Below are 13,962 nucleotides of genomic sequence, written 5' to 3' on the forward strand. Positions count from 1 at the left end.
AGCGTGTGCGGTCACAGCTCCGGCAGGATCGTGGGCATCAGGTCCTGGAAGGTGCGGCCCTGGGCGGGCTTGCCGATCGCGGTCATCTGCCAGCCGCTGCCGTGCCTGTGCACCTTGGCCATGATCTGCGCGGTGTCCTGACCGCCGCCCGTCAGCGTGTAGCGCGCCATCTCCTCGCCGTTGGTCTCGTCGACGATCCGGCAGAAGGCGTTCTCGACCTCGGCGAACGTCTGGCCCGTGAACGAGTTGACGGTGAAGACGATCTGGTCGATGTGCACAGGGACGCGCTGTAGGTCGACCATGATCGCCTCGTCGTCGCCGCCCTGGCCGACGCCGCCGACGAGGTTGTCGCCGGTGTGCTTGACGGAACCGTCGTCGCTCACCAGGTGGCGGAAGAAGACGACATCGACAGGCTGCTTGTCGGCGAAGAGCACGGCCGAGGCGTCGAGGTCGATCTCCTTGCTGCGCTTGCCGAAGAGCCCGCGGCGCGGTGCCGCCTTCCAGCCGAGGCCCATCCGCACGGCGGTCAGGCTGCCCCCGCCGCTCTTCTCCAGGCTGATGGCCTGTCCCTTGGACAAGTTGACCGACACGCGTGTCCCCTCTCGATCGTGCAGCCACCACCGACCGGCGGCCATCACGCGCAGAACCCTACGCATCCGTGCCGACGGCCCGTCCCCGCTCTCCTCCTTTGTGTCGTTCTTGCAACACTCCGCAGGCGGGAGGCGCTACTTGAGTCCGACTTCCCTCATCTGACGCAGCTCTTTCTTGAGGTCGCCGACCTCGTCGCGCAGCCGCGCTGCGACCTCGAACTGCAGCTCGGCGGCTGCCGCGCGCATGCGTTCGGTCAACTCCTCGATGGTCTCGGCCAGTTCGGCGGCCGGGCGGTCGGTCAGCTCGCCGGACGGCGTGCCCCTGCCCTTGCCCTTGCCCGGGGTGGGCGCCTTGGCCGCCTTGCCCTTGCCGCCCTTTCCGGTCTCGTCCCGCTGCCGGTATCCGGTGTCGAGCAGCGTCTCGGTGTCGACCTCTTCGCGGACGATGTCGGCGACGATGTCGCCGATCTTCTTGCGCAGCGGCTCCGGGTCGAGGCCGTGCTTCTCGTTGTAGGCGACCTGCTTCTCACGGCGCCTGTTGGTCTCCTCGATGGCCCGTTCCATACCCGGCGTGATCTTGTCGGCGTACATGTGCACCTGGCCCGAGACGTTACGGGCCGCGCGGCCGATGGTCTGGATCAGCGAGGTGCCGGAGCGGAGGAAGCCCTCCTTGTCCGCGTCGAGGATCGCGACCAGGGAGACCTCGGGCAGGTCGAGGCCCTCACGCAGGAGGTTGATGCCGACCAGGACGTCGAACTCGCCCGAGCGCAGCTCCCGCAGCAGCTCGATACGGCGGAGAGTGTCCACGTCGCTGTGCAGATAGCGGACCTGGATACCCAGTTCGACGAAGTAGTCGGTGAGGTCCTCGGCCATCTTCTTGGTGAGCGTGGTGACCAGGACGCGTTCGTCGCGCTCCTCGCGGGCGCGGATCTCGTGCACGAGGTCGTCGATCTGGCCCTCGGTCGGCTTGACGACGACCTCGGGGTCGATGAGTCCGGTCGGCCTGATGACCTGCTCGACGAAGCCGTCACCGCGCGACAGTTCGTAGGGGCCCGGAGTCGCGGACAGATACACGGTCTGGTCGATCCGCTTCTGGAACTCCTCCCACTTCAGCGGGCGGTTGTCGAGCGCCGAGGGCAGCCGGAAGCCGTGGTCGATCAGTGTGCGCTTACGCGCGGCGTCGCCTTCGTACATGGCGCCGATCTGCGGCACCGTCTGGTGCGACTCGTCGATGACCAGCAGGAAGTCTTCCGGGAAGTAGTCCAGCAGCGTGTGCGGCGCCGTGCCCGGGTCACGGCCGTCGATGTGCCGCGAGTAGTTCTCGATGCCGGAGGCCGTGCCGATCTGGCGCATCATCTCGATGTCGTACGTGGTGCGCATCCGCAGCCGCTGGGCCTCCAGGAGCTTGCCCTGCTTCTCCAGATGGGCGAGCTGCTCGGTCAGCTCCGCCTCGATGGCGTTGATGGCGCGCTCCATGCGCTCGGGGCCCGCGACGTAGTGGGAGGCCGGGAAGACGTACAGCTCACTGTCGTCGGTGATGACCTCGCCCGTGAGCGGGTGGAGCGTCGAGAGCGCCTCGATCTCGTCCCCGAACATCTCGATGCGGACGGCCAGTTCCTCGTAGACGGGGAAGATCTCGATGGTGTCGCCGCGTACGCGGAAGGTGCCCCGGGTGAAGGCCATGTCGTTCCGCGTGTACTGGATGTCGACGAAGCGGCGCAGCAGCGTGTCCCTGTCGATCTCCTCGCCGACCTTGAGACGCACCATGCGGTCGACGTACTCCTGGGGCGTGCCCAGGCCGTAGATGCAGGAGACGGAGGCGACGACGACCACGTCACGGCGTGTGAGCAGCGAGTTCGTCGCGCTGTGGCGGAGTCGCTCCACCTCCTCGTTGATCGAGGAGTCCTTCTCGATGTAGGTGTCCGTCTGCGGGACGTACGCCTCGGGCTGGTAGTAGTCGTAGTACGAGACGAAGTACTCGACCGCGTTGTTGGGCAGCAGCTCGCGGAACTCGTTGGCGAGCTGGGCGGCGAGTGTCTTGTTGGGAGCCATCACCAGGGTCGGACGCTGGAGCTTCTCGATCATCCACGCGGTGGTCGCCGACTTGCCCGTGCCGGTCGCGCCGAGCAGCACGACGTCCTTCTCGCCGGCGCTGACGCGCTGTGCCAGCTCGGCGATGGCGGTCGGCTGGTCGCCGCTGGGCGTATAGGGGCTGACGACCTCGAAAGGCGCCACCTTGCGTTCGATCTCGGTGTTGGGCCGCATGCAAACCACCGTACGACCCAGCACTGACAATGGGCGTCCGCTCCCAAACAATCCCGCCCTGGCACGAAGGTGCCAATTTGTCCCGTCGCAGGTCAGCGCCCCGGACGCCCCTCGTTCAACTCCGCGCCACTTTGTCCCCGCTTGCTTGTATTGCGCATCGGGAACTGTCCACACAGTCCGTGCACAAACCGATGCGAGGAGTTCCGCATGTCGATACGCCTGACCGCCGCCGCGAGCACCACCGGTGCGCTGCTGGGTATGAGCGCGCTCTTCCTCACCGCGGCGCCCACCGCGGCGGCAGCCGACCAGCCGGCACAGGCCGGGGCCGGATCGCCCCATCGCTCCCCCGTACCCGTGGCGCACCGAGGAGCGTCGGGTTACGCACCGGAGAACACACTCGCCGCCGTCGACAAGGCCGACCGGCTCGGCATCGACTGGGTCGAAAACGACGTGCAGCGCACCAAGGACGGCGAGCTGATCGTCATCCACGACACCACGCTCTCCCGCACGACGGACGTCGAGCAGCGCTTCCCGGACAGGGCACCGTGGAAGGTCTCGGACTTCACCGCGAAGGAGATCAGGACCCTGGACGCGGGAAGCTGGTTCGACGCCGAGTACAAGGGCGCCAAGGTGCCCACGCAGAAGGAGTACCTCGACCGCGTCAGCCGCAACGGGCAGCGGCTGCTGCTGGAGTTGAAGGCGCCCGAGCTGTACCCCGGCATCGAGCGCCAGACGCTCAAGGAACTGCGCCGTGAGGGCTGGCTCGACCGTCGGCACACCAGGAACAAGCTCATCATCCAGAGCTTCAACGCCGATACGGTCAAGAAGGTGCACGACTACAAGCCGCAGGTGAAGACCGGCTTCCTCGGCAATCCGAAGGTGGAGGAACTGGCCTCCTACGCGAAGTTCTCCGACCAGATCAACCCCCGGCACGCCGCGGTCACCAAGGACTACGTGGACGCCATCCACGCGGTCAAGGGCCCGCGCCACCGTCCGCTGGAGGTCTTCACATGGACCGTGGACGACGCCTCGACGGCCAAGCGGGTCGCGGACGCCGGTGTGGACGGCATCATCTCCAACAAGCCCGACATCATCAGGGACGCCACCGCGAAGTGAACACGCGCGCCTGACCCCACCCGACGACCGCCTCGGCCGGCAGCTCTCAGCGGAGGGCTGCTGCCAAGTGGGCACGCACTGCCGGTGGGCACGCACTGCCGGTGGGGAGCTGCCGGTGGGGCACTGTCAGTGGGGCGCCCTAAGGTTCCCCGCATGACTGATACGCCGGTGGAGCCGGTGGACACGGCACACGAGACGGTCTGCGCCTGGACGGTCAGGGACACACCCGTCGGACCGCTGCTGCTCGCGGCGACCGGTGAGGGCCTGGTCAACGTCGTCTTCCACGCACGGGAGGACACCGTCGACCGGGCCCTCGCCCGGCTCGCCGGCCGCCTGGGCACCGACCCGCGGCCTGCCGCCGGGACACCGGAGCCTCCCGCGGCGCTGACGGCCGCGACGGAAGAACTGGCCCGCTACTTCGACGGCGTCCCCGGCCCGTTCACCGTCCCCCTGGACTGGTCCCTCACCGGCGGCTTCCACGCCCGCGTCCTGCGCGAGCTGGCCTCCTCGGTCCCGTACGGCACCACGGTCGGCTATCAGGACCTCGCCCGCCGCGTGGGCGAGCCGGGCGCGGCACGCGCCGTGGGCGTCGCCATGGGCGCCAATCCACTCCCCGTCGTCGTTCCCTGCCATCGCGTCCTGGAGTCCAGCGGTGCGATAGGCGGCTTCGGCGGCGGTCTGGAGACCAAGCGCACCCTTCTCAGCCTGGAGGGAGTGCTGCCCGAACCGCTGTTCTGAACCGCCGGAACCGTCTGAACAGCGGTTCCGGACAACGGCTCCGAGCCGATTACCCGTGGTGAGCCCGTGGGTCGCGATGCCAGACTGCCGCCGTGAGCGACACGGGTGTACACGGAGACGGTGCTGACGAGGCACACATAGCGCAACTCACGGCGGGCGCGGGACTGGAGGCCGTACGGCGGCGGGTCCAGTGGGCGCTGGTGGTGAGCCAGATACTCGGCGGGCTCGGGGTCGCCACGGCCATCGCGCTGGCCGCCGTGCTGGCAACGGAGATCGGCGGCTCGGAGGCGGTGGCGGGGCTCGCGTCCACGTCCTCCGTCGTGGGCACGGCACTGCTCTCGCTGCCGTTCGCCGCACTGATGGCGGCGCGGGGCCGCCGCGTGGGGCTGACCGTCGCGTACGCCGTGGCGGCCGTGGGCGGAACCGTCGTGGTGGTGGCGGCGACGCTGGAGAACTTTCCGCTGCTCCTGGTGGGCATGGCGGCGTTCGGCGCGGGGAGTTCGGCCAACCTCCAGGCGCGGTTCGCCGCCGCCGACCTGGCGGAGCCCGCACGTCGCGGGCGTGCCATCTCGACCGTCGTATGGGCCACGACCATCGGCGCCGTACTCGGCCCCAACGTCGCCGCGCCGGCGGGCAGAAGCGTCGCGGGGCTGGGCATCCCGGAGGCGGCCGGGCCCTTCGCGTGGGGAACGGGCGTCTTCGTGGTGGCCGCGCTGCTGGTCCACCTCATGCTGCGCCCCGACCCGCTGCTCACCGCGCGGGCGCTGGCCCGCGCCGGTGCCGGTGCGAAGGGCGAAGAGACGGGCGGCGAACGGTCGTTGAGGGCCGGACTGGCCGCTGTCACCGCGTCCTCCTCGGCCCGCGTGGCGCTCGTCGCGATCGCCGGATCGCACACCGTCATGGTCTCGGTGATGGTGATGACGCCGGTCGACCTGGGCGGCCACGGCGCGGGGCTGGAGCTGATCGGCCTGGTCATCAGCGGGCACATCACCGGCATGTACGCGTTCTCGCCGGTCATGGGCTGGCTCGCGGACCGTATCGGCAGGCTGAGCGTGATCCTCCTGGGCGTGGCGCTGCTCGCCTGCGCGACCGCGCTGGCCGGTACGTCGAACGGTAACCACGCGCAGTCAGCCGCCGGGCTCTTCCTTCTGGGGCTCGGCTGGTCGGCGGGGCTGGTCTCGGGCTCGGCGCTGCTGACCGACTCGGTGCCGCAGCCTGCACGGGCCGCCGTCCAGGGCCTCTCGGACCTCATCATGAACTCGGCCGCCGGTGTGGGCGGCGTACTCTCCGGCCTCGTCGTGGCCGAGGCCGGCTACGGCTGGCTCAACGCGCTGGCAGCGGCACTGCTCATACCCGTGGCAGCGATGGCCCTGCTCCCGGGCCGGCGGAGCGCACGAGCGGCCTGACGCGCCAACCGCGCGGGCACGCGGGGTGTTTCAGCAGGGGAACAGTTCGAAGGCGACGGCTCTGCGGCCCCCGTAGCGTGCGCCGTACATCTCCATGCCGCCGTCCACGACCGTGCGCGCGTACGCCTCGGGGTCCTCGTCCGTGAGCCCGGTGATGTAGGCCCTGTGCTCCATCAGCGAGGCGAGGCCCTTGCGCGCGGCCTCTTCGCCGATGGCGACGGCGTGCGTCACGGAGTGCGAGGCGTTGACGGCGACCCAGCGCACGCCGTCCCAGGGTTCGACGCCGTCCTTGCCCAACTGCTCCGTGAAGATCCACCTGTTGCCCGCGTCCCCGACGGCGTCCAGCGTGGAGCGGCCGACCGCGCGGTGGTCGGGGGTGTTACGGGGGCTCCCTGGTCCGGCGCCCCAGCTGTCGTGGTGGTTGATGGTGAGGACCAGTTCGGGGCGGTGCCTGCGGATCGCGGAGGCGATGTCCCCGCGCAGCGCGAGGCCCTCCTCGATCACGCCGTCCCTGTGGTCGAGGAACTCCACGGTCGTGACACCCACGGCGGCTGCGCTCGCGCGCTCTTCCGCCTCACGCACCCGCGCGGCCTCGGCCGGCTCCATGCTGTCGATGCCCGCCTCTCCCCTGGTCGCGAGCAGGTACGTGATCTCCTTGCCCCGCGCCGCCCACTCCGCGACGGCGGAGGCGGCACCGTACTCCAGGTCGTCGGGGTGGGCGACCACGGCCAGCGCGCGCTGCCAGTCCTCGGGCATCGCCGCCAACTGCGGCTCGGCGCCCAGGGTTTCCCCGCTGTCAGCCGTACCGGCCATCCGCCTCACCTCTCCTCGTCCGTGCGCCGGTCGCCCGGAGACCCCGGTCGGCGCGTTCCCGGATCAACGTTCGAACGGCGTCCATTCCAGTTTCTCACCGCTGCCCTCGCCCGGCCTGGTGCCCCATTCCCGTTTGCCGTCGCGCTCCATCATCGGGTCGAGGCTCACGAAGAGCCCCACGAACAGCAGCAGCAGTACGGGCCCGATGAGGATGGGGGTGAGGGTGGAGATCGCGGAGGTGCCGCCCTGCTGTGCGGCTCCGGAGTGGACATGGACGGCGACCGCCTCCATCGCCGTGTAGTGCATGCCGCTGACGGCCACACCCATGATCAGCGCGGCGCCGATCGCGGCGCTGACCAGCCTTACCGACATGGCGAACCAGAGCGCAGCCGTCGCGGCGAACACCGCGATGCCGATCGAGAGCAGCACGATCTTCACGTCGTACTCGATGCTGCCCGGCATCCGCATGCTCGCCATGCCCAGGTAGTGCATCGCGGCGACGCCGAGGCCCGTGATGACCCCGCCGCTGAGAAGCGCGGCCGTGGTGCGTCCCTTGTAACCGACGAGGAAGATGCCGACCCCGACGACCAGTACGGCGACACCGAGGCTCGCGAAGGTCAGCAGCAGGTCGTACTGGATCTCGATGTTCCGCGCCGTGAAGCCCATCATCGCGAGGAAGTGCATCGTGAAGATGCCCGTGCCGATGGCCAGCGAGCCGAGGAACAGCCAGCCGGCCCGCTCCGAGCGCTTCAGGCTGAGCGCACGCGCCGTACACCTGAGCCCCAGCGCGCTCCCCAGGCACGCCACCACGTACGCCGCGATCGGCGTGATCAACCCGTACGAAAAGCCGTCAACCGGCACACCGGCAGCGCTCTGCATCATCATCCCCATACCAGGACCTGGACTCGGCCGCTCAGTGGTCGGAAAGCCGTCACATTTTGCGCACAAGTGCGAACGCGGGCCCATCGTAGGGACACAACCCCCCACAGGTGACCCCTTCGGCGAAGCTCGCCGAAGGGGATGTCAGAGCGTTATCGGAGGGATGTCATCGAGATACAGCACGACGTCAGCGGGGGCGATCGACAACCGCGACGTCAGCGGGTGTCCGCGGCGGTACGGGCGCCTTCGCGGCAAGGGTGTGCGCTCAGGCGGCACCGGGGTGCCGCCGGCGGTCGCGGAAAGCGCCGGGGCCCTCAACGCCAGCCGTACACCTGCCGTAGCCGGTCGGTGACGGCGTTGAAGCGGGCACGGTCGAGCGCGCACGCCTCGCGGCGCATGCCGTCACCGTGCACGCGCAGCACCCGCCCGAGCCCCACCCACGAGTCCCGCCCCTCCCTGTCCCACGGCCCCGACCCGAGCGGCATCCACTCCTCGTCGCCCCGCCGCTTGGAGGTGAGCTGTACGGCGAGCACGGTGCCGCCCCGTTCGCGCGCGACGATCAGCACCGGCCTGTCCTTGCCCCTGCCGTCGTTCTCCTCGTACGGCACCCACGTCCACACGATCTCCCCGGGATCGGGCTCCCCGTCAGGATCGGGCGCGTAGACGGTGTGGACCTGCCCCACCGAACGGGGCTCCACCTGCGTGGTCGCACCGCTCCCACAGCGGCCGGGGACGTACTCGTCCACCGTGGCGGCGTCCGCGCGCCGGAGGGGTTGCTTGTCGTCGAGGGATGCGTCGCGCACATGACTCATGGCCTCAAGCTATCGCCCGGGCCTCCCCATGAACCTTCCGCTTGCGGGAAGGGAAGGTAGGGAAACCGGCGGGGCGCGCGAGACACGGACCTCCAGGCCCCAACTCCCTTGCCCCGCACCAGACTTGCCGCAACGATCCGGAAGGTGAGGCACCGCCATGCCTCCTGACGCCTCCACCCGCCACGGCCGGCCCGGACCCCGCACACGCCGCCGTGCCTCTGGCCGAAAACGGCTCCTGCACGCGGCCCGGCATCCCGACCGCCTCCTGCGGTACGTGCGGCGCCTGACCCGCGACTGGCGACTGCTGCGCGCCTCGGGCGGCGACCACATCGCGTTCTACCGCGCGGTGATGCGCTCCGACGTGTCCAAAGACGCCAACGCGGCCGTCGGCACGCCCTCCCAGGAGCGCTGGGAGGCGGTGGGCGAGCTCCAGTTCAGCTACTTGCGCTCACACGGGCTGCTGCCGACGCACCATCTGCTGGAGATCGGGTGCGGCAATCTGCGCGCGGGGTGGCGGTTCATCGACTACCTCGCGCCCGGCCACTACTACGGCGTCGACATCTCCCCCGACATCCTGCTCGCGGCACAGCGCGTGCTGGCCGCACGCGGGCTCCAGGGCAAGCTGCCGCACCTCTCACTGGTGGAGGACATGGGCCTCGCACACCTCCCCGAGGGCCACTTCGACATGGCGCACGCGCACAGTGTCTTCTCGCACTCGCCCCTGCACGTGATCGACGAGTGCCTCACTCATATCCCCCGCGTCCTCAAACCGGGTGGCTTCCTCGACTTCACGTACAACAGGACCGACGACGAGGAACACCACGTCCTGCACGAGGACTTCTACTACCGCCCCGCCACCCTCATCGCCCTCGCCGAGAACAAGGGCCTCACCGCGGCCCCCATGGACGACTGGGACGCGCTCCCCCACAGACAGTGCAAGATCCGCGTCACGGCCCCGCCCAGCCCCTCGCCATGAGGCCGGGGCCGAGCCCTTCGCCGGAGGCGCCGGAGGCCGGGAACGCCGATACCGCTGATCACGCCGGTACCGCCAATACCGCCGCTACCGCCGAGGGCAACGCCTCGCCCGAGGTCGGGAGGACCGCGAACGCCGGGCACACAGGGCACGCCTGGCACACCGAGAACGCCGGGAACGCCGGGAACACCGCGAACGCCAGGAGAGGGGGCAGGCGCACGCCTTGGGACCGGCCGGGGCCGGCCCGTACGCGGCGGTCGGCTGCGCGTGGTTCAGACCTCCGCCGCACCCAGCCGTTCGCGCAGCTGTTCCGCGCGGGGGCTGCCGCCCGCCTCGTAGATCTCCAGGGCGCGCAGCAGCCGTTCGTGCGCCGCTTCCGGCTCGCTCTGGCGCTCGTCCAGGGTCGCCCATGCCTCCAGGGCCTGTGCCTCGTAGTGCGTGGACTGTGTCTCGCGCAGCATCCGCACGGCTTCCCCGTACGCCTCGCGCGCCGCCTCGTGCTCACCGAGCGACTGACGCACGCGGCCGAGGGCCGCGAGGGCGCGGCCCGCCATCCGTGTGTCGTCCAGCTCCTGGAAGCGCTCGTGGACGCCAAGCAGTTCGGCGAGCGCCCGGTCGTGCTGCCCCGTCACGTCGAGAGCGCAGGCGAGGAAGAAACGCGCCGTGGCGATGCCCCGCACACCGCCTGTCCGGTCACCGGACTCGGCGGACTCGGCGGACTCGGCGGCGACCTCATCCGGCTCACCGGAGCCGCCGTGTCCTTCACCTTCGTGCTCTCCGCTTGCGCGCTGTGCGAATTGCTCGTTGAGTTCGATCGAGCGCTCGTAGGACTCGATGGCCCGCTGGGCGTCGTGGCGGTCCCAGTAGCGCCCGTCGAACTCGCGTACCGAGGCACGCAGCGGCAGGTTGCCGGTCTTCTCCGCGCGTGCCAGCGCGAGGTCGAGTTCCTCGCGGGCACGCGCGTCCTCGCCGAGGTCGAGCAGTGGGCGTGACAGCAGGGCGCGCAGCAGGGCCTCGGCGTCGGGCCTGCCGTCGGCTGCCGCAGCGCCGGCGCCCAGCTCGCAGCAGACGCGCCAGTCGTCGAGGTGGCGGTGGTTGAGGTAGAGCGCGGTGAGGGACTCGGCGAGCTGCCACACCTGGTGTTCCATGCCGCCGTCTTCGGCCGCGGCACGCAGTACGGCGAGCGCTTCGTGGCGCTCGGCCGCGAGCCAGGCGAGGGCGGCGCGGCGGCGGTCAGGGCCCTCGAACGGGTCGTAGGCGTGCGGACGCCGGGTGGCCTCGCCGCCGATGCGCAGCCGGTCTCCCATCACGGCGAGGTCGGCGAATGCGGCGCCTGTGACGTAGTAGTCGACGCAGCGCTCCAGCACCGCGTCGCGCTCGTGTTCGCTCTCCTCGTCCATGGCGCGCTCACGTGCGTGCGAGCGTACGAGGTCATGGAAGCGGTAGCGGCCGTCCTCCTCGCCCCACTCCAGGAGCGCGGCCTCCTCCAGCGCGAAGAGGAGGTCGTCCGCTGTCTGCGGGTCGACTCCCGCGACGCAGACGGCGGTGCCGATGTCGACACTCCGCCCTGGGAACAGTCCGAGCAGGCGGTACAGCCGGGCCTCCTCTGCCGTGAGACCCGAATACGCGACGGTGAAAACTGCGGACACGGTGCGATCCCCCTGCGTAGGTGGTGCCGGGAGCGCCGCCAAGTGGCGCCGCTCGCCGGCGGGTTCGGTGGCGAGCCGTCCCGGGCGGGACCTGGCCGTCCGACGGCGGCCTGGAGTGCGGCGGGCAGTCCGCCGCACGCTCTGTCTCCCCGGCCGTACGGTCGGGGAAGGCGGTGTTCGTCCACGGTGTGAGGCGCCCCGGGTTCGTCCACCGTGTGAGGCGCCCCGGGTTCGTCCACCGTGTGAGGCGCCCCGGGAAGATACGTCTCTGCGACGCCCGTGGCACGCGGACACCGGAACCCGCCGAGCGCCTCGCTGACACCCCTGACGCCCGTGCCGCCCTCGCCGCCCGCGCTCCGTGTGCGCGGCGCGAGGTGCGAGATGTCCGGTCCGGCCCCCGAACGCCCCGTCACCGGACGGGAGCCCGAGCGGGCGTACACCTGTCCGTGGACGACACCGTTGACGACTCCGTGGACGTCGCGGGTTGGGGTGGACGGGCCGGGAGAAGCGGTACCGGGGAACTGGTCGCCACCGCAACTCACGCCACCGCCTCCCCTGTTCCGGCCCGTATGCACAAGCCCGCCCCCCTCTCACCCCAAGTCGCCCTCAGCCACGGCTGGATGCCCACCGTACGACGGCTTCGACGGGGAGCGGCGTGATTCTTCCGCTTGTGTCAGTAGTGAATTCGGGCTCCGACGGCGCGGTGGTCGGAGTAGTCGAGATCCGTTCGGTCACTTCCCGTGAAGCGGCGGGCCGCCTGGTCGGCCTCATCGAAGGAGGGTACGACGGCGTCGCTGGTGGTGGGCGGCGGCGTCCCCTTGGGGGTGCGGGCCAGGAGGACGTCGATACGGCGTTTCCTGCCGTCGGTGAACGTCCATTTCTGCGCAAGGCATTTGGCGACGGACCCGCCGCCCGCCGCACACCCGGCATACACGGGGTCGCGGAAACGGTGTGCTCCGCCGAGGGCGCCATTCGCTCTGCGGTACCAGGCCGTCCACGTTCCGGGGGAATTCTTGCGGTGCGTCGACCAGTTGGTGTCGCCGCCCGCCAGGTAGAGCTGCGCCCTGCCGTAGCCGTCCTCCGTGATTTCCCTGCTCAGTTCGGCCGCGTTCACGACGGCGCATTTTCCGCTGGCCCCCGACCTTCTGGAAGGCCAGTGGAAGGACGCGGCCGTGACGTTCTTTCCCGTCACCCTGTCGCGAAGCAGCGCCTTCACGGAAACGGTACGTGCCTGACTGTTGTTCACGCATTGCTTCCTGAGCTGTCTGCGGACCTGCCAGATGTTCCGTGAGGGCGCAGAGAGTTTCAGTGAGAGGCGCGAGGTACGCCAGATGACGGCGTTCGTCTGACGGGACTTCTCCTTGCCGCAGGCACCGCCGCCCGGTGCGGGAGCCGGCTGCGCGACGACGCCGGCGTACGTCTCGCCGAAATGCTTTCGCATCTTCTTCAGCAGCACGTCGAGCTGCCGCCGACCGCCGACCTGCTGAACGGTGTAGACGTCCGGTTTGTAGCGCCGGGAGCGCATATAGAAAAGCAGGTCCTCCCAGTCGCCCTTGCATTTCTCGGTACTCGTGGGGAAGTTCTCGACATTGGCGTCGTAGACCTGGAGAAAACCAGGATTGTTGTTGGGCTGATTGTGACTCGGCCCGCTCGGCCCGGCAGCCGCACCCGGCGCACACAGCAGGGGGGCCGCCAGTGCTGCCGTACCGAGCGCGGCGTACCACGCGTTTCGCTTTCGCATTCCGGATTCCCGTTCGGCGCGCGTTCAGCAGAGATGTCTGCGCAGAATCACGCACCACAGGACCGGGATCCAGCATTTCCCCTTCGCGGGAACCTTGCGTGTCGGGGCGAGCGGGCCGCAGTGGCCGGGCGTACGAGTTGCCCTGCCCTGCTCAGGCGTACGGATTGCCCTGCTGCTGGCCCGGGTTGCCGTAGTACGGCCCGCCAGGCTGCTGCGATGCGTCCTGCGGGGGCTGCGGTGCGCCCTGCGGGGGCTGGGGCGGCTGCTGGTAACCGGGCTGGGGCGCGTAGCCCTGCTGGGGTGCGTAACCCTGGTGCGGTTGCGGCGCGTGGCCCTGCTGGGGCGCGTGACCCTGGTGCGGGGGCTGTGCGTAGCCCTGTTGCGGCTGGGGCGCGTAGCCCTGCTGGGGCTGAGGTGCGTAGCCCTGCTGGGGCTGCTGGGGCTGCTGCGCGTACCCCTGCTGGGGCGGGGGCGCGTACCCCTGCTGGGGCGGGGGCGCGTACCCCTGCTGCGGCATCTGCTGTTGGGCCATCTGCTGGGGCGGCATCTGCTGCTGGGGGGCGCCGCCGACGACGGCGAGCAACTCCTCCAGTTCGTTGCGCCACATGCGGTGGACGTTCACCCGTACAGGCTTGGCCTCGCCGGGCAGTGCCATGTGGAAGAAGCTCCACAGCGGGTTCAGCTGGATCTCACCGAAGAGGGCGCGCGCCTGGTCACGGGGGATCGCGTGCACGATCTCCTTCGGGCGCTGCGTGAACCTGTGCATACGGTGCAGCAGCAGGGCCTGGTCGGTGACCGTGATGAAGTAGTACTTGATCAGGAACTGACCGATCAGGCCCAGGAATCCGACGCTGAGCCAGGGAGTCGGGCCTGTGACGGTCATGACGGACACCAACGGCCGGTCCCCCGGCGCCTGCTGAGCAAGGGCCTCGGCCACCTGCTTCTTCATTGTTGCCTTACGAAAGGCCATCCGACCGCTC

12 protein-coding genes are annotated in these 13,962 nt (G+C 69.9%); 4 read left to right on the forward strand and 8 right to left on the reverse strand.

What is annotated here, in order from left to right; all coding sequences use genetic code 11:
• Positions 1-11: 11 nt before the first annotated feature.
• Both NMN56_RS14540 and uvrB read right to left on the reverse strand, forming a co-directional pair.
• Complete coding sequence (locus NMN56_RS14540) at positions 12-590, reverse strand: TerD family protein (RefSeq protein ID WP_274044716.1); 579 nt, start codon at positions 588-590, stop codon at positions 12-14.
• A 135-nt stretch (positions 591-725) separates the two neighbouring features.
• Positions 726-2,855, reverse strand: coding sequence for an excinuclease ABC subunit UvrB (gene uvrB, locus NMN56_RS14545; protein ID WP_274044717.1), 2,130 nt, complete (start codon positions 2,853-2,855; stop codon positions 726-728).
• Between the two features lie 207 nt (positions 2,856-3,062).
• Here uvrB and NMN56_RS14550 point away from each other — a divergent pair, with 207 nt between their 5' ends.
• From NMN56_RS14550 to NMN56_RS14560, 3 genes are all read left to right on the forward strand, one after another.
• The gene (locus tag NMN56_RS14550) at positions 3,063-3,971 is read left to right on the forward strand and encodes a glycerophosphodiester phosphodiesterase (protein ID WP_274044718.1); all 909 of its coding nucleotides are present in this window, start codon (positions 3,063-3,065) and stop codon (positions 3,969-3,971) included.
• A gap of 153 nt (positions 3,972-4,124) precedes the next feature.
• On the forward strand, positions 4,125-4,709 hold the full coding sequence (locus NMN56_RS14555) for a methylated-DNA--[protein]-cysteine S-methyltransferase (protein ID WP_274044719.1): 585 nt from the start codon (positions 4,125-4,127) through the stop codon (positions 4,707-4,709).
• A gap of 92 nt (positions 4,710-4,801) precedes the next feature.
• A complete protein-coding gene (locus NMN56_RS14560) occupies positions 4,802-6,115 on the forward strand; it encodes an MFS transporter (RefSeq protein ID WP_430542571.1) in 1,314 nt (437 codons plus the stop codon).
• 30 nt (positions 6,116-6,145) lie between these two features.
• On the opposite strand, the gene NMN56_RS14565 is transcribed toward NMN56_RS14560, so the two are convergent.
• The 3 genes from NMN56_RS14565 to NMN56_RS14575 form a co-directional block, all read right to left on the reverse strand.
• Positions 6,146-6,928: a PIG-L deacetylase family protein gene (locus NMN56_RS14565; protein ID WP_274044720.1), complete on the reverse strand. Its 783-nt coding sequence runs from the start codon at positions 6,926-6,928 to the stop codon at positions 6,146-6,148.
• Positions 6,929-6,991: 63 nt separating this feature from the next.
• Entirely contained in the window at positions 6,992-7,819 is an 828-nt protein-coding gene (locus NMN56_RS14570) for an MHYT domain-containing protein (protein ID WP_274044721.1), read from the reverse strand.
• Positions 7,820-8,121: 302 nt separating this feature from the next.
• On the reverse strand, positions 8,122-8,619 hold the full coding sequence (locus NMN56_RS14575) for a type II toxin-antitoxin system PemK/MazF family toxin (RefSeq protein ID WP_274044722.1): 498 nt from the start codon (positions 8,617-8,619) through the stop codon (positions 8,122-8,124).
• Positions 8,620-8,776: 157 nt separating this feature from the next.
• Between NMN56_RS14575 and NMN56_RS14580 the strand changes: the two genes are divergently transcribed.
• Positions 8,777-9,595 (forward strand): class I SAM-dependent methyltransferase, encoded by an 819-nt coding sequence (locus tag NMN56_RS14580; RefSeq protein ID WP_274044723.1) that lies wholly within the window; start codon positions 8,777-8,779, stop codon positions 9,593-9,595.
• Between the two features lie 269 nt (positions 9,596-9,864).
• Here NMN56_RS14580 and NMN56_RS14585 read toward each other — a convergent pair whose 3' ends face one another.
• The 3 genes from NMN56_RS14585 to NMN56_RS14595 all read right to left on the reverse strand — a co-directional run bounded on the left by NMN56_RS14585 (position 9,865) and on the right by NMN56_RS14595 (position 13,952).
• A complete protein-coding gene (locus NMN56_RS14585) occupies positions 9,865-11,241 on the reverse strand; it encodes a tetratricopeptide repeat protein (RefSeq protein ID WP_274044724.1) in 1,377 nt (458 codons plus the stop codon).
• A gap of 673 nt (positions 11,242-11,914) precedes the next feature.
• Entirely contained in the window at positions 11,915-12,982 is a 1,068-nt protein-coding gene (locus NMN56_RS14590) for a hypothetical protein (protein WP_274044725.1), read from the reverse strand.
• Between the two features lie 151 nt (positions 12,983-13,133).
• On the reverse strand, positions 13,134-13,952 hold the full coding sequence (locus tag NMN56_RS14595) for a hypothetical protein (RefSeq protein ID WP_274044726.1): 819 nt from the start codon (positions 13,950-13,952) through the stop codon (positions 13,134-13,136).
• Between the last annotated feature and the right edge of the window lie 10 nt (positions 13,953-13,962).

Origin of the sequence: Streptomyces iconiensis (assembly GCF_028657195.3) — a bacterium.
GTDB classification, from domain to species: Bacteria; Actinomycetota; Actinomycetes; order Streptomycetales; family Streptomycetaceae; genus Streptomyces; species Streptomyces iconiensis.

What these genes read in the sequence shown, in the direction of transcription:
- uvrB (WP_274044717.1), bottom strand. Translation starts at nt 2,855, where the DNA reads ATGCGGCCCAACACCGAGATCGAACGCAAGGTGGCGCCTTTCGAGGTC.
- NMN56_RS14550 (WP_274044718.1), top strand. Translation starts at nt 3,063, where the DNA reads ATGTCGATACGCCTGACCGCCGCCGCGAGCACCACCGGTGCGCTGCTG.
- NMN56_RS14555 (WP_274044719.1), top strand. Translation starts at nt 4,125, where the DNA reads ATGACTGATACGCCGGTGGAGCCGGTGGACACGGCACACGAGACGGTC.
- NMN56_RS14565 (WP_274044720.1), bottom strand. Translation starts at nt 6,928, where the DNA reads ATGGCCGGTACGGCTGACAGCGGGGAAACCCTGGGCGCCGAGCCGCAG.
- NMN56_RS14570 (WP_274044721.1), bottom strand. Translation starts at nt 7,819, where the DNA reads ATGGGGATGATGATGCAGAGCGCTGCCGGTGTGCCGGTTGACGGCTTT.
- NMN56_RS14575 (WP_274044722.1), bottom strand. Translation starts at nt 8,619, where the DNA reads ATGAGTCATGTGCGCGACGCATCCCTCGACGACAAGCAACCCCTCCGG.
- NMN56_RS14580 (WP_274044723.1), top strand. Translation starts at nt 8,777, where the DNA reads ATGCCTCCTGACGCCTCCACCCGCCACGGCCGGCCCGGACCCCGCACA.
- NMN56_RS14590 (WP_274044725.1), bottom strand. Translation starts at nt 12,982, where the DNA reads ATGCGAAAGCGAAACGCGTGGTACGCCGCGCTCGGTACGGCAGCACTG.
- NMN56_RS14595 (WP_274044726.1), bottom strand. Translation starts at nt 13,952, where the DNA reads ATGGCCTTTCGTAAGGCAACAATGAAGAAGCAGGTGGCCGAGGCCCTT.